This is a genomic window from Bradyrhizobium sp. CCBAU 11361 (assembly GCF_028128935.1).
Lineage (GTDB): Bacteria > Pseudomonadota > Alphaproteobacteria > Rhizobiales > Xanthobacteraceae > Bradyrhizobium > Bradyrhizobium niftali.
The window spans coordinates 204,317-223,985 of record NZ_LBJZ01000197.1; the positions used below are offsets into that span (position 1 = coordinate 204,317).

General features: G+C 64.3%; 16 protein-coding genes. 7 read left to right on the plus strand and 9 right to left on the minus strand.

What is annotated here, in order from left to right:
• Positions 1-112 precede the first annotated feature (112 nt).
• Genes gor through rpiA form a run of 3 tightly spaced genes read right to left on the minus strand, consistent with a single transcriptional unit; the run spans position 113 to position 2,781 of the window.
• Positions 113-1,501: a glutathione-disulfide reductase gene (gene gor, locus XI08_RS39110; protein ID WP_271578512.1), complete on the minus strand. Its 1,389-nt coding sequence runs from the start codon at positions 1,499-1,501 to the stop codon at positions 113-115.
• Positions 1,502-1,534: 33 nt separating this feature from the next.
• Complete coding sequence (locus XI08_RS39115) at positions 1,535-2,053, minus strand: DUF2059 domain-containing protein (RefSeq protein ID WP_135173979.1); 519 nt, start codon at positions 2,051-2,053, stop codon at positions 1,535-1,537.
• Positions 2,054-2,055: 2 nt separating this feature from the next.
• Positions 2,056-2,781: a ribose-5-phosphate isomerase RpiA gene (gene rpiA / locus XI08_RS39120; protein ID WP_271578513.1), complete on the minus strand. Its 726-nt coding sequence runs from the start codon at positions 2,779-2,781 to the stop codon at positions 2,056-2,058.
• A gap of 155 nt (positions 2,782-2,936) precedes the next feature.
• On the opposite strand from rpiA, the gene XI08_RS39125 reads away from it, so the two are divergent.
• The 7 genes from XI08_RS39125 (at position 2,937) to XI08_RS39155 (ending at position 9,606) form a co-directional block, all read left to right on the plus strand.
• Complete coding sequence (locus XI08_RS39125) at positions 2,937-3,629, plus strand: HAD family hydrolase (RefSeq protein ID WP_271578514.1); 693 nt, start codon at positions 2,937-2,939, stop codon at positions 3,627-3,629.
• A 136-nt stretch (positions 3,630-3,765) separates the two neighbouring features.
• On the plus strand, positions 3,766-4,251 hold the full coding sequence (locus XI08_RS39130) for a hypothetical protein (RefSeq protein WP_271578515.1): 486 nt from the start codon (positions 3,766-3,768) through the stop codon (positions 4,249-4,251).
• Positions 4,252-4,360: 109 nt separating this feature from the next.
• Entirely contained in the window at positions 4,361-5,395 is a 1,035-nt protein-coding gene (moaA, locus tag XI08_RS39135; protein WP_027544541.1) for a GTP 3',8-cyclase MoaA, read from the plus strand.
• A gap of 292 nt (positions 5,396-5,687) precedes the next feature.
• The gene (locus XI08_RS39140) at positions 5,688-6,227 is read left to right on the plus strand and encodes a TRAP transporter small permease subunit (protein WP_011086532.1); all 540 of its coding nucleotides are present in this window, start codon (positions 5,688-5,690) and stop codon (positions 6,225-6,227) included.
• Positions 6,224-7,825, plus strand: a complete 1,602-nt coding sequence (locus XI08_RS39145) for a TRAP transporter large permease (RefSeq protein ID WP_027544542.1) — start codon at positions 6,224-6,226, stop codon at positions 7,823-7,825. Before XI08_RS39140 ends, XI08_RS39145 begins: the two co-directional genes overlap by 4 nt.
• A gap of 121 nt (positions 7,826-7,946) precedes the next feature.
• Positions 7,947-9,233 carry a M20/M25/M40 family metallo-hydrolase gene (locus XI08_RS39150; protein WP_271578516.1) on the plus strand — a complete coding sequence of 429 codons (1,287 nt, stop codon included), beginning with the start codon at positions 7,947-7,949 and terminating at the stop codon, positions 9,231-9,233.
• A gap of 136 nt (positions 9,234-9,369) precedes the next feature.
• On the plus strand, positions 9,370-9,606 hold the full coding sequence (locus tag XI08_RS39155; protein ID WP_027544544.1) for a hypothetical protein: 237 nt from the start codon (positions 9,370-9,372) through the stop codon (positions 9,604-9,606).
• Between the two features lie 186 nt (positions 9,607-9,792).
• Here XI08_RS39155 and XI08_RS39160 read toward each other — a convergent pair whose 3' ends face one another.
• From XI08_RS39160 to XI08_RS39185, 6 genes are all read right to left on the minus strand, one after another.
• Positions 9,793-10,881, minus strand: a complete 1,089-nt coding sequence (locus XI08_RS39160; RefSeq protein WP_027544545.1) for a TRAP transporter substrate-binding protein — start codon at positions 10,879-10,881, stop codon at positions 9,793-9,795.
• 151 nt (positions 10,882-11,032) lie between these two features.
• Complete coding sequence (locus XI08_RS39165; RefSeq protein ID WP_271578517.1) at positions 11,033-12,391, minus strand: sensor histidine kinase; 1,359 nt, start codon at positions 12,389-12,391, stop codon at positions 11,033-11,035.
• A 1-nt stretch (position 12,392) separates the two neighbouring features.
• Positions 12,393-13,067 (minus strand): response regulator transcription factor, encoded by a 675-nt coding sequence (locus tag XI08_RS39170; protein ID WP_027544547.1) that lies wholly within the window; start codon positions 13,065-13,067, stop codon positions 12,393-12,395.
• 191 nt (positions 13,068-13,258) lie between these two features.
• A complete protein-coding gene (locus XI08_RS39175; protein WP_271578518.1) occupies positions 13,259-16,609 on the minus strand; it encodes a DUF7379 domain-containing protein in 3,351 nt (1,116 codons plus the stop codon).
• Between the two features lie 75 nt (positions 16,610-16,684).
• Positions 16,685-18,283, minus strand: coding sequence for a hypothetical protein (locus XI08_RS39180; protein WP_271578519.1), 1,599 nt, complete (start codon positions 18,281-18,283; stop codon positions 16,685-16,687).
• A 10-nt stretch (positions 18,284-18,293) separates the two neighbouring features.
• The gene (locus tag XI08_RS39185) at positions 18,294-19,526 is read right to left on the minus strand and encodes a CHAT domain-containing protein (protein ID WP_167770689.1); all 1,233 of its coding nucleotides are present in this window, start codon (positions 19,524-19,526) and stop codon (positions 18,294-18,296) included.
• Positions 19,527-19,669 lie beyond the last annotated feature (143 nt).

Below are 19,669 nucleotides of genomic sequence, written 5' to 3' on the forward strand. Positions count from 1 at the left end.
TTCGCCAGAGCGCGATCCCGAGAAACCGCTTCTCAATTGGCGCCGCAGGCCAGGCCCGCGTCGAAGCGTCGACAACGAATCAAGGCGGCCCCGCGGAGGCCGCCTAACACCCCTACTCCGCCGCCTGACGCACGTGGCGCGCGGTCGGGGTGCGCATGGTGACGAGCTCTTCGGCGGCGGTCGGATGCAGCGCAATTGTCGCGTCGAAATCGGCCTTGGTCGCCTTCATCTTCACCGCGATCGCGACCGCCTGGGTGATCTCGGCGGCGGCGTCACCGACGATGTGGCAGCCGAGCACGCGGTCGGATGAGCCGTCGACGACGAGCTTCATCAGAACACGGGTGTCGCGGCCGGACATCGTCGCCTTGATGGGACGGAACGTCGTCTTGTAGATGTCGACGTGGCTGAACTGCGCGCGCGCTTCGGTCTCGGTCAGACCGACGGTGCCGACCTCCGGCTGCGAGAACACCGCAGTCGGGATAGAGGAATGATCCACCTTCACCTCGCGCTTGCCGAACACGGTGTCGGCGAACGCATGACCCTCGCGGATCGCGACCGGCGTCAGATTGTGGCGATGGGTGACGTCGCCGATCGCATAGATGCTGTCGACCGAGCTCTTGGAAAAATGGTCGACCGCGATGCCGCCGTTCTTCGGATTGATGGCGACGCCGGCCTTCTCCAGGCCGAGATTGGCGACGGCCGGATGGCGGCCGATCGCGAACATCACCTGGTCGGACGCCACGCTCGAGCCGTTCGACAGGTGCGTGGTGAATTCCTCGCCATGGCGATCGACCCTCGCCACCGTGCAGCCGGTGAGAATGGTGATCCCCTGCTTCTCCATCTCGCTGCGGACATGGGCGCGGACATCCTCGTCGAAGCCGCGCAAGATGTTGTCGCCGCGGTAGATCACGGTGACGTCGGAGCCGTAGCCCGCGAAGATGCCAGCGAATTCCAGGGCGATATAGCCGCCGCCCTGGATCACGATCCGCTTCGGCAGCTTCTTGAGGTGAAACGCCTCGTTGGAGGAGATCACGTGCTCGATGCCGGGGATCGAGGCGCCGTGGTTGGGTGCGCCGCCGGTGGCGATCAAAATGTACTTTGCGGTAATCTTCTTGTCGTTCTCGAGCAGGCGGACGGTGTGCTTGTCCTCGATCACCGCACGGCTCTTGACGATCTGCGCGCCGGACTTTTCGACATTCGTCGTGTAGGCCGCCTCCAGCCGCGCGATCTCCTTGTCCTTGTTGGCGATCAGCGTCGCCCAGTCGAAGCTCATGGACGGGATGGTCCAGCCGAAGCCGGCGGCGTCCTCGATCTCGTGACGGACATGCGAGCCGATCACGAACAGCTTCTTCGGCACGCAGCCGCGGATCACGCAGGTGCCGCCCATGCGGTACTCTTCCGCGATCGTGACGCGGGCACCGTGGCCGGCCGCGATGCGGGCGGCGCGCACGCCGCCCGAGCCGCCGCCGATGACGAAAAGGTCGACGTCGAATTCAGCCATTGTCCACTCCGACCTTCCTGCCCCGCGTCCTCGTCACATTTCCTTGCCGCGCTTCTTCATCTCGGCGCGAAACGCGCTCGCAATGGTTTCGGAGAAACTCTGTGCCCACGAATTCATGACCTTCATGCTCTGGTCGATGGCGCGCGGCTCGGCTTCGATCAGCTTCTTGCCCAGCGGCGACTTGTAGAAGGTGACGAGGTCCTTGAGCTCCTGCTCGCTGAACTGGGCGGCATAGGCCTGCGCCATGCCTTCGCCGATCTCCTTCTCGCGGCCGGCCAGCTGCTGCGCCACGACCGGCGCCAGCTCGTTGAGGTCCTTCTGGTAGTTGAGGTTCTGTCCGATCAGCGTCGCCTTGACCTTCTCGACCATGCCGGGCACCGCGTTCGCGTACATCGCGGTGGCGTTCTTCATGCTCAGGATTTCCCTGGCCGACGCGATCGCCGCGGGCGAGGCCTTGGGCGCGGCTGCTTGCTGTGCCGCGGCCGGGACCGCGCCAAAAGCCAGCCCCAAGGCAAGGCCCGCAGCGGGCAGCAACTTCAAAACGCTCTTCATTCCTAGTCTCCTTTCGGCTTTCGCCGTTCAATCACGCGAATTCCCTCGCCACCCGCCAGAACAGCCGAGCTGGCCAAGCCGATGAACAACCCATGCTCGACCACGCCTGGGATCACGCTCAACGCCTTGGCGAGGCCGGGCGGATCGACAATTCGTCCGAGCTGGGCATCGAGGATCCAGTGGCCGCCATCGGTGACGAAAACGTGGCTGTCCTCCGCCCCGCCCTTGGCCTTGCGGACCGCCATTTGCCCGGAAACGCCGCAGGCGGCAAATGCCGTCTCGATCGCCCGGCGCGTCGCCCCGAGCCCGAACGGGATGACCTCGATCGGCAGCGGGAAGCGGCCGAGCGTCGGCACCCATTTGGTGTCGTCGGCAATCACGATCATGCGATCCGATGCGGCCGCCACGATCTTCTCGCGCAGCAGCGCACCGCCACCGCCCTTGATCAGGTTGAGCTCGGGATCGATCTCGTCGGCACCGTCGACGGTGATGTCGAGATGGTCGATCTCGTCGAGCGTGGTCAGCGGCACGCCGCAGCGCTCCGCATCGAGGCGCGTCGCCTCGGAGGTCGGCACGCCGATCACCTTGAGCCCGGCCGCGACGCGCTCGCCGAGCAACTCGACGAAATGCTTGGCGGTCGAGCCGGTGCCGAGCCCGAGCTGCATGCCGTCCCGCACCTCTTCCAGAGCGCGCGCCGCCGCCTGCCGTTTCAACTGGTCCATATTCACGTTTGCGCCCGCCTTTGAAGTCACGAATGCGCCGCCGATCGTGGCCGCTTGCGGCGGCCTATGTAGCCTCGTTTTCCGCGCGGGAACAGGCCTATAAGCTGATCTTATGGCGTCGCCCCTTGCGCCGGCAGGGCCGGACCGATAGCGCTTGGACCATGACCTCCCCTCACACCATCGTCTTCGATCTCGACGGCACGCTTGTGGATACGGCGCCCGACCTGATCACCGCGCTGAATTACGTGCTCGACCGCGAAGGCCTGCCGCCCGTGCCGATGCAGTCGGCCCGCAACATGATCGGCGCCGGCGCCCGCAAGCTGATCGAGCGGGGCCTGGAGGCCGAGGGCCGCACCGTGACGCCTTCGGACATGGACCGGATGACGGCGGATTTCATCGCCTATTACGCCGAGCATATCGCGGTCGAATCCCGGCCTTTCGAGGGGTTGGAGGCCGCGCTCGACCATTTTGCGGCGCAAGGCCATCGCCTTGCGGTCTGCACCAACAAGCTGGAATGGCTGTCCAAGCGCCTGCTGGACCAGCTCGACCTCAGCCGCCGCTTCGCGGCGATCTGCGGCGCCGACACCTTTGGCGTCCAGAAGCCGGATCCGGCCATTTTCCGGGAAACGGTGGCCCGCGCCGGCGGAGAGGTCAAAGCCAGCATCATGGTCGGCGATGCCGGAACCGATGTCGGCGTGGCCCGGCGCGCCGGGGTGCCCGTGATCGGGGTCAGCTTCGGCTACACGGACGTGCCGATCGCCGAGCTGAAGCCGGACCGGCTGATCCATCACATGCGCGACCTGCCGGCCGCAGCCCATAGCCTGATGACGGCGCGAACCTCGGCAAGCCACTGAAATTCCACAAAAATCCTGAAGATACCCCGCGTTAACCAACTATTAACTATGCGCATCCCGCCGGTTGCCTGCCCCAAACGACGCTCCTAAGGTCGGTCGGGGATGTGGCGGTTCGTCGCAGTAGAAGTGGATGGTCATGCGTCGTGTCAGCGCGATTGCGTTAGCGGGAGCGAGTCTCCTGGGGGCAACAAGTCTTGGTGGTTGCTCCTCAATGTCCTGGGACATGTTCAAGTCGGCGCCGCCGACGGTGCAGGTCCAGCTCGAATCCAACCCTCCGGGGGCTGACGCCAGGACCTCGCTCGGCCCGGGCTGCAAGACCCCCTGCTCGGTCTCCGTTCCCGCCCCCGATGCCCCGTTCACGGTTGCTTTCGCGCTGCCCAAGTACCAGCCGGCGAGCATCCCGGTGAACATCATCAAGAACCCCGGCGATCTCGCCACGCCCGCCTCGGTCACCACCGATCCGAATCCGGTGTTTGCGGAACTCCAGCCGGCCACCCCGCCCAAGCCGGTGAGGAAGCCGCACCGGCCGAAGAAGCCGAAACCGGCCGCAGCCGCGCCCGCAACAGCCGCACCGGCCGCTGGAGACTCGCCCTTCCCCGATCCGAACGCGGGCAAGCGCTGACCTCCGTTATCGCCCCCAATTGTCCTCAGGCACCGCGATGCTTAGATTGCTTCGAGGGCACCGTTGAAGCAAAGATGCGCCCGTCGCCGTCAGTGACAAGGCATTTGGTATGAACGGATCTTCCGCGAATCCCCGCGCAGCGCTGTCGAGCGCCATGACCGATCCGTTCGGGCGGACCATCAGCTATTTGCGTGTCTCGGTCACGGACCGCTGCGACCTGCGCTGCTTCTACTGCATGTCGGAAGACATGACGTTCCTGCCCAAGGCGGACCTGTTGACGCTGGAGGAGCTCGACCGGCTCTGCTCGGCCTTCATCGCCAAGGGCGTGAGGAAGCTGCGGCTCACCGGCGGCGAGCCGCTGGTCCGCCGCAACGTGATGACGCTGGTGCGCTCGCTGTCGCGCCACCTGTCGAGCGGCGCCCTCGGCGAGCTGACGCTAACCACCAACGGCACGCAGCTGGCAAAGTATGCCCGGGAGCTTGCCGATTGCGGCGTGCGCCGCATCAACGTCTCGCTCGACACGCTCGATCCCAGGAAGTTTCGCGAGATCACCCGCTGGGGCGAGATCGACAAGGTGCTGGAAGGTATCGAGGCCGCGCGGGCCGCAGGACTCGCTGTGAAGATCAACGCGGTGGCGCTGAAGAACCTCAACGAGGATGAGCTTCCCGAGCTGATGCGCTGGGCGCACGGCAAGAACATGGGCCTGACGCTGATCGAGGTCATGCCGATGGGCGAGATCGGCGCGGGAAGGATCGACCAGTATCTGCCGCTGTCGCTGGTGCGCGCGCGCCTTTCCCAGCAATTCACGCTGACGGACCTCGCCGAAAGCACCGGCGGCCCGGCGCGCTATGTCAGCATTGCGGAGACCGGCGGCAAGCTCGGCTTCATCACGCCGATGACCCATAATTTCTGCGAATCCTGCAACCGGGTGCGCATTACCTGCACCGGCACGCTGCACACCTGCCTCGGCCACGAGGATGCCTCCGATCTGCGCAAACCTCTGCGTGCGTCGGACGACGATATGCTGCTTGCGGATGCGATCGACCGCGCCATCGGGCTGAAGCCCAAGGGCCACGATTTCATCATCGACCGCCGCCACAACCGCCCCAGCGTCTCCAGGCACATGAGCGTCACCGGCGGCTGAAGATCGGCCCCTCCCCGCTAACCTAAGCTTTTGACGGCGCGTCAATTTGTCCATTTTCCGATTGACGGCACGTGAAGCCACTGATTTGGTGCGACCGCCTTTGCTTGCCCGGCAACATAAGCCGGCCCGCCCGTTGGCGGTCGCGGTCAAGACGGCAAGGCACGAGGGGAGGACTGACGCCGCAATCGCTCCGGAATGCAATCCGTGCGGTCGTGTGCATCTTGCACGCGAGCCGAGCGATGTGTGCTGAAGCCTCCCGTGAAGTGTTAGGCCGCGACGGAGAGAAAGTAAGATGCGTCCATTGCTGGCGCTCAGCAACGCCATCGACGCCCTCAACGAAAAGATTGGGTACGTCTGTAACCTGCTCGTGCTCCTGGCGTGCCTGGTCAGCGCGGCCAACGCCATGATCCGCTACGCCTTCAACGACTCGTCGAACGGCTGGCTGGAGCTGCAATGGTACATGTTCGCCATCCTCGTGATGTTCGGCTCGGCCTACACCTTCAAGCGCAATGAGCATGTGCGGGTCGAGATCTTCTACCTGACCTTGTCCGAGCGGGGCCAGCTCTGGCTCGACATGATCGGCACGCTGTTCTTCCTGATCCCCTCCTGTCTCCTGCTTGCCTATCTGTCCTGGCCGTTCTTCATGCAGGCCTATAGCGTCGGCGAGACGTCGGCCAATGCCGGCGGCCTGATCCGCTGGCCGATCAAGTTCGTGATCCCCGCCGGCTTCGTGATGCTGGCGCTCCAGGGTGTTTCCGAAGTCATCAAGCGTATCGCGGCTCTCCAGGGCTATGTGACGATCGACGCCAAGTACGAGAGGCCGACCCAATGATTACGCTGGAGATGATGCCGCCGTTGATGTTCGGCGGCCTGGTTCTGGCGATGCTGATCGGCTTCCCCGTCGCGTTCACGCTGGCGGCCGTCGGCCTTTCCTTCGGCTTCCTCGCCATCCATCTCGGCTTCTTCGATCTCAACTTCCTCCAGGCGATTCCCGGCCGCGTGTTCGGCAGCGTGCTCTCCAACGAGCTCCTGCTCGCGATCCCGTTCTTCACCTTCATGGGCGCCATATTGGAGAGATGCGGGCTGGCTGAGGACATGCTGGATTCGATGGGCCAGCTGTTCGGCCCGATCCGCGGTGGTCTCGGCTATTCCGTCATCATCGTCGGCTTCATCCTCGGCGCCATCACCGGCACGGTGGCCGCGCAGGTGATCGCCATGGCGCTGATCTCGATGCCGGTGATGATCCGCTACGGCTACAACATGCGCTACATCACCGGCGTGCTCGCGGCCTCCGGCACGATCACGCAGCTGGTGCCGCCCTCGCTGGTGCTGATCGTGCTCGCCGACCAGCTCGGCAAGTCGGTCGGCGACATGTATCTCGGCGCCTGGGGCCCCTCGGTGTTCCAGATCATGCTGTTCGCCGGCTACACTTTCATCCTCGGCCTGATCAAGCCGGGCCACGTGCCGCCGGTGCCGAAGGAGGCGCGCACGTTGACCGGCTGGCCGCTGTGGAAGAAGTGCCTGATGGGCATCATCCCCTCGGCCGTGCTGATCTTCGTCGTGCTCGGCACCATGATGATGGGCCTTGCCACGCCGACCGAAGCCGGCGCGATGGGTGCCGTCGGCGCCATCGTGCTCGCCGCGATCCACCACAAGGACTTCACCTCGACCGACCGCAAGATCTTGATCCTCGGTGTGATCGCTGCCGGCATCGGCACCATCATCGCGATGATGTACAGCGAGAATCTGATCTTCAAGCTCGCCTTCGCCCTTACCTATCTGGCGGTGGCGTGGATCTGCATCCGGGCCGCGCGCATCCCCGACCTGCGCGACCTGATCACGCAGGGCTACCAGTCCACCATGCGCCTCACCTGCATGGTCACCTTCATTCTGATCGGCTCGACCTGCTTCTCCGTGGTGTTCCTCGGCGTATCCGGCGGCGTCTGGCTCGAGCACCTCCTGACCTCGCTGCCCGGCGGCGTCTGGGGCTTCCTGATCTTCATCAACCTCTTCATCTTCTTCCTGGCCTTCTTCCTCGACTTCTTCGAGATCGCCTTCATCATCCTGCCGATGATCGCGCCGATCGCGCAGAAGATCCTCGCCCCCGTGGTGGGACCGGACGCGGCGCTGATCTGGTTCGGCGTGATGCTCTGCGTGAACATGCAGACCTCGTTCCTGCATCCGCCCTTCGGCTTTGCGTTGTTCTACCTGCGCGGCGTGGCGCCGAAGGAAGTGAAGAGCTCCGACATCTACTGGGGCGCGATGCCCTGGATCGGCCTCCAGCTGATCATGGTGATGCTCGTGATCATCTTCCCAGTCACCGTGACGGGCCTGCTTGACAAGCCCCTCAACGTCGATCTCGACAAGGTCAAGATCGAGGTGCCGCAGATCGAGCTGCCACCGCTGGATCTCGGCCCACCGCAGAAGTAGCGGCCATAACCATCGCCGTCATGTTCCGCCTCGGCGGTTGATGACGCGCGCGTCCGCGCACGTGACACGCGCCGCAAACACGGGCATACCGGGCCATCCTCCAACTGATGGACCGCCGCGTATGTCCCGATCCCACCCTGCTCCGTCGCTCACTCCCTTGATCGCATCGCTCTGGCTGGCATGTGCCGCAACGTTTGCGCATGCGGAACCGATGACCGATGTCCATGCATTGGCGCAAAAGGAGCAGCAGCCGCTGCTCGACACGCTGCGCGATCTCGTCGGCATCGAATCGGGCAGCAAGGACATCGACGGCCTGAACCAGATCGCCGAGCGCGTCGCCGGCCAGCTCAAGCAGCTCGGCGGCACGGTGGAGATTTTGCGCCCCACCGACATCTATCGCCTCGACGACACGCCCGAGACAATCGGCCCGGCCGTGCACGCCGTGTTCAAGGGCACCGGCAGCAAGAAGATCATGCTGATCGCCCACATGGACACGGTGTACCTGAAGGGCATGCTGAAGGACCAACCGTTCCGCGTCGACGGCGACAAGGCCTACGGCCTCGGCATTGCCGACGACAAGCAGGGCGTCGCGCTCATTCTCCATACCGTGGCGATGCTCCAGAAACTCAACTTCAAGGATTACGGCACGCTCACGGTGCTCACCAATGGGGACGAGGAGATCTCCTCGCCCGGCTGGCGCAGCACCATCACCAAATTCGCCGCGGATCAGGACGCGGTGTTCTCGTTCGAAGGCGGCGGCACCGACGGCACGCTGCGCCTCGCCACCAGCGGCATCGGCTCGGCCTATCTCACGGTGCAGGGAAAGTCCTCTCACGCGGGCGCGCGGCCCGAGGGCGGCGTCAACGCGCTGTACGAGCTCTCGCACCAGGTGCTGCAGATGAAGGACCTGTCCAAACCCGAGCAGGGCCTGAAGCTGAACTGGACGGTTTCCAAGGCCGGCACCAACCGCAACGTCATCCCGGCCGACGCCACGGCCCAGGCCGATGCGCGTGCGCTCAAGGTCGCCGATTTCGACGAGTTGCAGAAGGCACTGCACGAGAAGATCAAGAATCGCCTGCTGCCCGACTCCAGGGTCGAGCTGAAATTCGAGGTGCGTCGTCCGCCGTTGGAAGCCAACGACGCCTCGCGCCGCGTCGCGGCCTACGGCAAGACGATCTATGGGGAGATCGGACTGTCCCTCAAAGTCGACGAAAAGGCGACCGGCGGGGGCACCGACGCCGCGTTTGCCGCGCTCAAGACCAGCGGAGCCGTGGTGGAGGGCATGGGCCTGTCGGGCTTCGGCGCGCACTCCAACGATGCCGAATATGTGCAGATCAACAGCATCGTGCCGCGGCTTTATCTGGCCACGCGCATGATCATGGACCTGTCCACAGGCAAGCTGAAATAGCGGCCGGATGCCAAACCCGAGTCCACCGCCGGTGAACGTCTGATCCCGATGACATGGATCAGTTACTATCCAGGACTTGTTTGCTAATTTGCCGGATATGGGCAAATCTCTGTTCCAGGACGGAAGGACGAGCTTCATGAGCAGGCCGGTCAAGACTGAAGGCGAACTGATCGCAATGGCGAGGGCCGAGTTGAAGGTTCACGCCGACTGTCCCGATGGAATGGCGATTTCCATCGTTCGCGATGGCGACTCCTGGGAGTTTCGAGCCAGTGCGGATCAGGCCACTTCCGATCGGCCCGGCTATCCCGAGTGTGTCGCCATGCTGGTCCAGATCGGCGATCACCTCAGCAAGCAGTACGACATCGGGGGGTAGACGGACCTCGAGGCTTCGAACACGCGCGTCGCGATTTCACGACACGTATTCGATCACCATCGTCAAACCAGCTGCGACGCCATCACGACAAGCAACGGAACTGCCGTTTCAAGGAACGGCAGCGCGCCGCGACAGCAGCGCCCCGACGCCGTCGCTTCGGGGCGCAGCACGCGACAGATGGCGCGATCAGCTCTGCGACCGCCGCGCCATGAAGATGTCGTAGCCGACTTCCGCGACCTGGAACCAGGCGTAACCATCGCCGGTGAACTTGGCGAGAGAGTCGTGGACCTTCTTGAAGTTGGCGTTGGTCGCACCGACTTCGGCGTGCAGCTCCTTGGCGGCCTTGTAGCAGGCCTCCATGATCGGCGGCGAGAAGGCGTGCAGCTTGGCGCCGCCCGCGAGCAGCTTCTTCAATGCGAGCGGATTGGCTGTGTCGTAGCGTGCCATCATGTAATTGTTGGCGTAGTGGCCGGCCTGCTCCAGCACGCTCTGGTAATATTTCGGCAGCGCATTCCACTTGTCGAGATTGACGAAGGCCAGCAACATCGGACCGCCCTCCCACCAGCCGGGATAGTAGTAGTGCGGCGCGATTTTGTAGAAGCCCAGCTTCTCGTCGTCATAGGGACCGACCCATTCGGCGGCGTCGATGGTGCCCTTCTCCAGGGCCGGATAGATGTCGCCACCGGCGAGCTGCTGCGGCACCACACCGAGCTTCTGGAGCACGCGGCCGGCAAAGCCGCCGATGCGGAATTTCATGCCCTTGAGATCCTCGGGCGTGTTGACCTCTTTCCTGAACCAGCCGCCCATCTGGCATCCGGTGTTACCGGCGAGCAGCGAGACGACGTTGTAGCTCTTGTAGAACTCGTTGAGGACTTCCCGTCCCCCGCCCTGCATGTACCAGGCCTGGTTGATGCGCATGTTGGGGCCGAACGGCACGGCTGAGCCGAAGGTGAAGGTCGGGTCCTTGCCGAAATAATAATAGGACGCGGTGTGGCCGATCTCGCAGGTGGCGTTCTGGACGGCGTCGAGCACCTGGAGGCCCGGCACGATCTCGCCGGCCGCGAAGATCTGGATCTGGAATTTGTTGTCGGTCGCCTCGGCGACCATCTTGCACATCATCTCGGCGCCGCCAAAGAGCGTGTCGAGCGATTTAGGCCAGCTCGTCGGCATGCGCCATTTGATTTCCGGCATCGACTGCGCGATCGCGGGAGCCGCGAGCGTGGCGGCGCCGGCCGCACCAAGTCCTGTGACCTTGATGAAGTCTCTTCTTTTCATGATTTCCTGCCCTGATGGATTGTGATTCTGGGCCTTCTTGCCGAGGCTTGGACGCCAGCATGGAACATTGCGGCGCCGATTTCCATCCGGATCAGGGGGCGAGAGACGAAATGGCGGGCCTTGCCGCCATTTCAATCCTACGACTTTAGGCTTAGACGGCGGCTTGCGTCATGTCTGCCAACCTGAAGCGCAGCGTGAACTCCGCACCGCCGCCGGGAAGATTCTCCACCGCAACCGTCGCGTCATGATCGTCCGCCACGCCGCGCACGATCGACAGGCCCAGACCGGCGCCGTCGCTGCGCTGGCGGTCGGCGCGCCAGAAGCGCTGGAAGATCAGCTCGCGCTCGGCGTCCGCGATGCCGGGGCCGCAATCGCGCACGCGCACCACGCCGTCGTCACCGACCTCGACATCGACCGAGGTGTCCTTTGCGGTGAACTTGATGGCGTTTTCGGCGAGATTGAAGATCGCGCGCTGGAGCATCTCGGAATTGCCGTGCACCAGTACCGGCGCATCGGTGCCCTTGAGTGCGATGTCCTTGTGCTGGGCGAGCGCGAACGGCGCGATCGCGCCGACCACCTCGGTGCAGACGGCGCGCAGGTCGGCGGTCTCGCCGGGATCGAGCACCAGCGTGTCCAGCTCGGCGATCTCCAGCAGCTGGGCGACGATGCGGCTCATGCCTTCGATGTCGGCGTGCAGCGCCTGCCTTGCTTCGCGGTCGCCGAGCGTCTCGATCCGGGTGCGCAGGATCGCGAGCGGCGTGCGCAATTGATGCGCGGCGTCCGCGGTGAACTGGCGCTGCACGCGAAAGCCGTCCTCGAGGCGATCGAGCGCCTGGTTCACGGCGGTGACGAGCGGCATGATCTCGCGCGGGATCTGCTCCGTCGGCAGGCGGATGTCGGTGCGCGCCGGGCCGATATTGCTGGCCTCCTCCGAGGCCTTCCACAGCGGCGCAACCGCACGGCGGAAGATGATGATGTCGGTGGCGAGCAGGATCAGCAGGATCGGGATGGTGATCCACCCGACCCGCCGGAAGAAGTTCGAGATGATGTCGTCGATGATGACGTCGCGATGCGAAAGATCCTCGGCGACGCGGATGCGCACCGTCCTGCCCTCGATCACGCGGCTGACGCCGGCACCGGAAATCGTCTCGGACAAGCGTGGCGGGGCGGTATCACCGGTCTTTCGCCGCGACGAGAACAGCACGCGTCCGTCGGCATCGCGAATGTCGTACTGGTAGCGGCCATAGGCTTCCGAATAGAGGCCCTTCAGACTGTCGGGCAGATTGAACGTCAACGTGCCGTCCGCCTGCGGGACGATGCGCTCGGCGAGCACCTCGGCCTGGGCGCGCATGGCATCGCGATGCAGCTGGTCGACCTCGGAGTTGAGCAGCCAGAACAGCACCAGCGGCAGGAAGATCGCAACCACCGCGACCGCGACGATGTGCAGGAACACGATGCGCGAGATCAGCGATTTGAACGTCGGCCTGGCGAATGACCGGGCGGCGGACACGCTATTTCTCCTCGGCCATGAGATAGCCGACGCCGCGGATGGTGTGGATCACGACTTTGGCGCCGTGTTCGCTGAGCTGCTTGCGCAGCCGCGAGACGTAGACCTCGACGGCGTTGGAGGCGACCTCGCCCTCGAGGCCGAAGATGTGGTCCTCGACGTTCTTCTTCGGCACCACCCGCCCCTGCCGGCGCAGCAGGATCTCGAGCACCGAGGCCTCGCGCGCGGAGATGATCCGCGGCTGGTCGTCGATGAAGATCTGGCGGCTCTCGGTGTCGTAGACGAGGTTGGCCAAACGCAGCGAGCGGCCGAGCAGCTGGCCCGGCCGGCGCAGGATCGCCTCCAGCCGCGCCACCAGCTCCTCCATCGCGAATGGCTTTGCGAGATAGTCGTCGGCGCCGCTGCGCAGGCCGTTGACGCGGTCCTGCAAGCCGCCGCGCGCGGTCAGCACCAGGACCGGCAGCGGCTCCATCTGCCGGCGCAGCTCGCGCAGCACCGACAGGCCGTCGCCGTCGGGAAGGCCGAGGTCGAGGATCATCGCGGCATAGCTGACGCTGCCGACCGCCTCGCGCGCCTCGGCCGCGCTGCTCACGATGTCGCTCTCGTAGCCGGCCGCCGACAGCCCGCTGGCAACCAGCCGCGACAGCTCGGCATTGTCCTCGACGATCAGAAGGCGCATCGCATTTCCCGCCGGATGTTCCGGTGTCACAGCACGGCTCGCGCCGCATCTGCGCTCTCTTCCCCCATTCGTCCGGTTTCGGCCAGCGAAAAAACGCCGGGCAGGCCGGCCTCCCGCCCCTGTCAGGTCCATGTAAGCCGGTCCGGCGCGAGCTCGGGACGCAGAGGGCGACGGATGGATCCCGGCTCCGGCTAGGGAGCTTCCGAGGCGCGCGCGAACGGATTGCCATACACGGAATAGGCCAGCCAGGTCAGTTCCTTCCGGTTCTTGGCGGCCTCGCGCGCGGCGCGGACGGCGTCAACCAGCGCATCTCCCTGCTTGAGCGAACGATAGAACGCCTCGGCAAAGCTGTAGGCCAGCTTGTCGTCGACCGACCACAGCGCGCCGACCAGCGCACCCGCGCCGCGTTCGGAGTACGGCCGCAGGAATGCGTCGACAAAACCGGCGACACCTCCGCCGATGCCGCGCCCGGCGCGCCCGGTCTGACAGGCGTTGATGAAAACGATCGGATTCGGCCCGCTCTCCGCGAAGCGGGCAAACGCCTTGACCTGATCCGCCGAGAGCGAGTCCTGCGCAAAATTGCCGTCAACCTCGGTACCCGTCATCAACAGGTCGGCTGTCATCACCGCGCGCTGTGCCGCCTCGCCATGGCAGGCAAAGTGCAGCACGTCGCATTCCCTCGCATCCTTCTGCAGGAAGCTGGTCACGGCGATGCTCTCGGCCGGCACCTCGCGCGGGCTGCCGAAGAGCTTGACCAGCATCTGGCGCTCGGCATCGGCGCCTTCGAGCCGCAGACCAGGATCGACATAGGCCGGGATCACGTAGTTGACGCGATCATTGCGCATGGCGAGCTGCGGACCAGGCCACGGCGTGCTGTGCAGCCAGCGCACCAGCCCCCATTCCGCGAGGAAGCCCTTCCCGTCAGGTCCGGACTTCCGGTCGTTGATGTAGAGCAGCTCCCAGGGAATGAACGGCTCCTCCGAGATGACCTGGATCGCGCGGATCGCGTCGCGGTGGGTCCACAACGCCTCGCGGACCCTGTCCGGCAACAGCTCGTTTGCCATGACGATTCCGTTCGCCTGCAGGCGCGACAGGAACTGGTCGTACAAGCGGTTCGTTGCAAGCCACGAGCTCTCGATGCCCTTGAAAATCTCCGCAACATAGACATCGCGGGAGAAGCCGCCCGGAAGCGTGCGCGATTCCGAAACCGCGATGTTCGGGTCGACGCAGGCAAGATCGAAGCGCAGCGTCACCTTGCCGCTCTCCACGATCTCGTAGATCCGCAGCACCGCCGGCTCGTCCGGATGTGCCGCCATGGCCTGTCCGACCTGGCCCCGGCGCAAGGTCTTGCTGTCGGCGTCGACGAACACGGGGGCCAAGGCAAATGACGCGAGAATGCGCGGGCCCTGCCGTGCTTCGACAAGGATGTCGGCCGCGCCTTCCGCGGCGCCCTCCACGACGAACCGGAGCGACTCCGCTCTGCGGTCCTGCGGCGTGTCGATCTCGACGGTGGTGTCTCCGATGACCCGGCAATTCTTGCGCGCGATGATTTCGACGACGATCTTGCGAGCCGTATCGACGTTGACCGGCGCATCCAACGCGGCCGAGGCCGGGCTCTCGGCGGCCTGGATCTTCTGTCGGGAGACCGTGACGAACAGCGGGACCGGCTTCTTCGGCGGCGGGTGAGACTCGATCTCCGCAGCGAAATAGCAGGCGGCGGTTCGTGACCCCGGCGACGTCGATGCAGGGGGCGGCGTGTCAGTTGCGGCAGGCGCCTGTGGCCCGGGCGGCCTGGCCGAAGGAGCGGAGCGCGATCGCGTCCGTCGCAATGTGAGCGTGTCCGACATGGAGCCGGATCCGGAGCTTTCCCATTCGCGAGCAGCCGGACTGGATTCCTGCAGGCGTTCGACGATGGACGCCACTCCCCGCCTCGATCGCCGCGGCGGCGCCTGCAGGTCGATTTGCACCGGGACCCGATCAGGACGAGGTGCACCAATATCCAGCCACTCGCTCAATTTCGAGGGCACGATTTCCGTCGCAAAATACGTGGTGTGAAAGACGTCGTCCGTATCGCCGAAAGCAAACGTCGCGTCCTTCGCAAGGCGCGGGCCACGGGTACCGAACGATGTCATCGACGCCGTATCCACCACCAGATCGTTGTCGAGCTGGAACAGGCGATTTGTGACGCGATCGGCAATGAACTCGGCGAACTCCTTCGTCACGCCCTTGTCGGGTGCGACCTGCGCCACGAAATTCGACGTGATCGCAAAATAGGCTGCGAGCCTGTCGAGAGGACCGGCCGCTCCGTTCAACTCCCTGACGAGATCGCTTGTTGGCCGCATCGCGGCAAGTCCGGGCACCCGGCCCTCGTCGATGGCGACTTCGGAAAACGCCTGGACGAAACGGCCGACGGTCTTGATCCCCTGCGACACGACGGGGCTCAGCGCAGCCCCTCCTGCGAGGAATGAAACCGCGCGGACGCCGGCCATGATCCCGTTGGTGTAGAGGTCGATCATCGCCGCCCAGTTCTCGGGCTCGGCCAGATGCGTTCCGGCATTGGTGCAGCCGACAAAGATGGCCTTGCCGAACCGGATGTCCGGCCGCTTGTCCGCAAGCAGGTTTTCGGCCACGCGATAGACCAGTGCGCCGCGACTGTGGATGACGGCGTCGATCGAGGATTTCTCGGGAATGCCCAGCGCCTGCAGTGCGGCAACAAGAGCTCCCGCATTCTCTCGGGGGGCAACCGTCAGCGTCTTGTGATCGAAGCCGAGGACGGCGTCGTAATGCGCACTGGCCTTCGACAGGAACGTCTTCCCGCCGTCGGAACCGGCAAGCTGCGCGAAGCCGCTCGCCGTCGACGAGAACGTGCCATGCACCATGAGCAGGATCTTCAGCGGGCGGTTCTGCGGCAGTCGAGGCCGCGCCGAGCGCGCCGGTGTCCATGCGGCCGGATCGAGCCCGGCCATCACCACGATGCCCTCTTCCCTGTCCCCCTCGATATAGTCGGTCGCCACATCGATCGCCGTTCGGGCGGCAAACTTCAGCACGTAGGCACGGACCGGATCGATCAGCTTGTCGGACACCCAGTCGAGAACGGGGCCGCGCTTGCCGCTTGCGGCGGGCGTTCCGCGCGCCGTCCCCCTCGTCCCGGCCGTCAGAGGAAATACCAGAACTTGTCCACCTCCACGCCGCCTTGCCGGTTGGCCCGCCGGCTGCGGATAGGTCCAGGCATAGACACCGCCTGCTCCCTCGATCAGGACCATCGCCCTTTCGGACGGGCCGACTTCGACCTCGATCTGCGTCGGCGTCGACGCGTCCCGTCGCAGCGCGCGCGTTCCCGGGCGCGTCGGCACCATCTCGACTTCGGCGGCGATGGTGAAGTCGGACGCCGACAACGCCCCCCTGAGCTGATCGGCGCCACTGATCTGGCTAGCAGTCCCACGGCGAAATCCTCGCCGGACAGGACCGTCCTGAACGATCCTGATTTCGACATCGTCGGGACTACGAACCACGATCCCGTTCGCTACTTCGAGTTCAGCCATGAGTTCGCCCCTGTCCAGACGGTCTGCTTCGTCGCGTCCTCGTGTGCCGCTCGGGCTTGCGAGCCCGGCGTGAAATCAAGTCCTGACCTGCGTGCTCGGCTGAGACACCGGCGCCGCCCATTCGAGCCGATTGCCATTAAGCGCCGACGACTTCCGGATCAGCTTGTTGGCCTCGATGTAGGCTTCCGCGGTCGACGGCACGAGATAGCCCATGACGAAGCCGAGCAGCCCGAACAGAGCGACGATGCTCCCGTACACCAGCCAGGAGATGTACGGCATGTTCAGACCGAAATGCCTGCTCACCAATGTGAAGCCGATGAGAAGGCAGACCATGGCACACGCCATCACCACCGCGTGGGTCGCGCCGTCCCTCAGCCTTGCCTCGTGATAGTCCAGCGCATCGGCCCTCAGCCGCACGTCGAGAAGAATGCTCAGGACCAGCGTATTGGTCAGGAAGACCAGGGACAGCAGCGAGCTCGCCGCAAGCGGATGACCGCTCGCCAGCCAGCCGGGCGCGATCGGGATCGTGCTGTAAGTTATCCAGAGGACGGCATTGCCGGCCAGATAGGACAATGCCCCGAAGACCACATAAGAGCGCCACGGCAAGGCGTACAGCGAGGGACGCGCGAAATTTGTGGAGGCCTTCGGATAGATCGCAAAGAAGATCGAGATCGTGAGGGCCACCGCATGTGCGGCGGAGGAGAGCCCTCCGGTCAGCGAGCCGACTTCATAGTTCTTCGACAGGTTCATGAAGAACAGCGGCAAGACGGAGACCACGAAGTCGAGCACGAAGATGATCACCAGGGGCGCAAACGGCAGCGGCTGGGGGAGAACGGTCTGATATCCGAAGCTGGAAATCAGCTCCGTCCGGGAGTCACGCCTGTCGACCACCGACAACGTCGCCTCGGCCAATCGACGCTGGTACGCAACGCGCAGGTCCTCGCATTCCTCCACGATGAAATCGGAAATCTCGAGCACCAGCTCCACCGCGTCAACATCCGACACCGTGATGTCCTCGGTCAGCAGGAGTGCACGGGCCGACCGTCGCAGCATTCGTCGATATTGCTTTTCCATCTCGTCGAAGGCGGCTTTCCTGGCGCGGAAAAATCTCGCGAACCGCTTGTTCTCGCGCAGTTCGACAAAACTGGTATGGAGGGAAGCGACCTGCTTGATCATGCTTGCCGCGCCGACGGCCAGCACCTGGTTGTCGTCATTGAGCGCCTTCTCGATCAGCCCGGCGGGAACGCCATACCCTGCGAGCTCGCGCTGCAGCTCGGGCGCCGCCCGCTCCGTCACGCTGATGGGCGACCGCGCGATGGCGACGATGACGGTCTCCACGGCCTGTGGGTAGCGGGCCAGCGTCTGCATCATGCTCCGCAGAAAATCGATCACCCAACCGAGCAGCGGCAGGTGGGGCGCCAGCACCATGAAGGCAATCGTCCCCGGTATCGCAACGAGAAGTTCGACTCCGCGGGACATCAGGATCGCGACGAAGAAATAGAACACCACCGCAATCATGACGTAGCCAACGACCGCGAAATAATAGCGATCGCGCATCACGGCATAGCGAATGTCCGCGGTTTGGAAGGGCGCGTGAAAGTCGATCGCGCTGACGATGCAGATCGCGATCGCACCGAGGCAGAGAGCTACGATCGAGTGGTCAAGGCCATGCATGGATGAAAACTCACTCCGATCCGGCCCGGTCCACGAAAATTTCCCCGTCGAGGCCGCGCATATAAAGCACCGGCGAAATCCATTCGGCGAACTGCCGCGCCTTCAATTCGGCCCGGGTATGCGCCAGCGCGGACTGGATCGATACGTTTTCCGCCAGGTAGGTGTAGAAAGTATCGGCGAACGCGAGACCCATATTGTCGCTGATCTCGAACTGCATGGCGATCACGGCGGGCACGCCTCCCTGAATGAGCTCGGCGGCGGTGCTCGAGAACAGGGAGCCCGGTTCGCCCTGCGCGCCGCTGCAGGAGTTCAGGACGACGAGACTCGGCGTTTGACCGGGCTGGGTCAGGAATGCCTTCAGCGAGTCGGCATAAAGCCTGATGCCCTTCGACCCGCCCTCCTCCTGGACCACGATGAAGCCCATCTGCCGCTCGGGATCGTGGCCGCCGTGCCCGATGAAGTGAAACAAGTCCCACCGCTTGCCTTCATCTCCCCTCAGGAAGCGGCGGTTGAGATCCCGCGCCTTTGCCGAGGGGATCCAGGACAGCTTCATCCGCTTGCCGTCATTCAACTCACTCAGCGCCTTCTTGATCGCGACCTGCTCGGCATCGACCTCGATCTCGTCCAGCGGGAATCCGTTCAGGACCTTGACCCGCGCAGCCATGCCCAGCATCCGTATCGGCCTTGCTGCGCACGCCCGGCGCTCCTCGACATAGTCGTCGACGGCGCGCATGAATGGCGTGCTTTGGGACGTCGTCACGTAGAAGCGGTTCTTCTTGTCGTACATCGTCTCCCAGGGCACGTAGGCGAGCGTGGGATCGGTGACCCGCAGACGGATCAGGAACGGCTGATCGTCCTTTCGCGCCGCATGGGAACATTCCTGATAGAGCTCGAGGATCTTGCGCTGAAAGATGAACTCGAAGAGTTGCGATCCGACTTCCTGCACGATCCGTTCGTCCGATCCCGAGGTCAGACTTCCGGCAGCGTCACGGAGAGCGGGTTTTGCCTCATCACCACCGCCTGCCGCGGCCGCATTCTCGTTTCGCGCGCGCATCGCCACGTCGGCGCTGCGCGCGGCAGCGCACTGGAGAATTGCTTCCTGCAACGGCCTCAGATTTTGACGAAAACTCGGCTTGAGCTTCTCGACTTCAATCTCGCGGCACGTTGAATTGTATTCCGCGACGATACGGCAATGACTATCGCCACTATCTTCAATGGTCAGATTGAAAACGACTTTCGCCACGACGCAACCCTCAGCCGCGCACATGCCAGCGCAAAAATCTCACGCCTACTCAAAGTCTATACCGGACAGAAAAGCGCGCAATGGGCGAGTGGCGGTTGTAATGCCGCACATCTGCACGCGCCGACCGCCCGGGGATCGGCGCA

Bases quoted from the DNA above. Each gene is read 5' to 3' on its own strand.
- XI08_RS39160 (WP_027544545.1), bottom strand. From the start codon at position 10,881: ATGAAAAGAAGAGACTTCATCAAGGTCACAGGACTTGGTGCGGCCGGC.
- XI08_RS39170 (WP_027544547.1), bottom strand. From the start codon at position 13,067: ATGCGCCTTCTGATCGTCGAGGACAATGCCGAGCTGTCGCGGCTGGTT.
- XI08_RS39115 (WP_135173979.1), bottom strand. From the start codon at position 2,053: ATGAAGAGCGTTTTGAAGTTGCTGCCCGCTGCGGGCCTTGCCTTGGGG.
- XI08_RS39145 (WP_027544542.1), top strand. From the start codon at position 6,224: ATGATTACGCTGGAGATGATGCCGCCGTTGATGTTCGGCGGCCTGGTT.
- XI08_RS39125 (WP_271578514.1), top strand. From the start codon at position 2,937: ATGACCTCCCCTCACACCATCGTCTTCGATCTCGACGGCACGCTTGTG.
- XI08_RS39150 (WP_271578516.1), top strand. From the start codon at position 7,947: ATGTCCCGATCCCACCCTGCTCCGTCGCTCACTCCCTTGATCGCATCG.
- XI08_RS39140 (WP_011086532.1), top strand. From the start codon at position 5,688: ATGCGTCCATTGCTGGCGCTCAGCAACGCCATCGACGCCCTCAACGAA.
- XI08_RS39180 (WP_271578519.1), bottom strand. From the start codon at position 18,283: ATGCATGGCCTTGACCACTCGATCGTAGCTCTCTGCCTCGGTGCGATC.
- gor (WP_271578512.1), bottom strand. From the start codon at position 1,501: ATGGCTGAATTCGACGTCGACCTTTTCGTCATCGGCGGCGGCTCGGGC.
- moaA (WP_027544541.1), top strand. From the start codon at position 4,361: ATGAACGGATCTTCCGCGAATCCCCGCGCAGCGCTGTCGAGCGCCATG.
- XI08_RS39175 (WP_271578518.1), bottom strand. From the start codon at position 16,609: ATGGCTGAACTCGAAGTAGCGAACGGGATCGTGGTTCGTAGTCCCGAC.
- XI08_RS39130 (WP_271578515.1), top strand. From the start codon at position 3,766: ATGCGTCGTGTCAGCGCGATTGCGTTAGCGGGAGCGAGTCTCCTGGGG.
- XI08_RS39155 (WP_027544544.1), top strand. From the start codon at position 9,370: ATGAGCAGGCCGGTCAAGACTGAAGGCGAACTGATCGCAATGGCGAGG.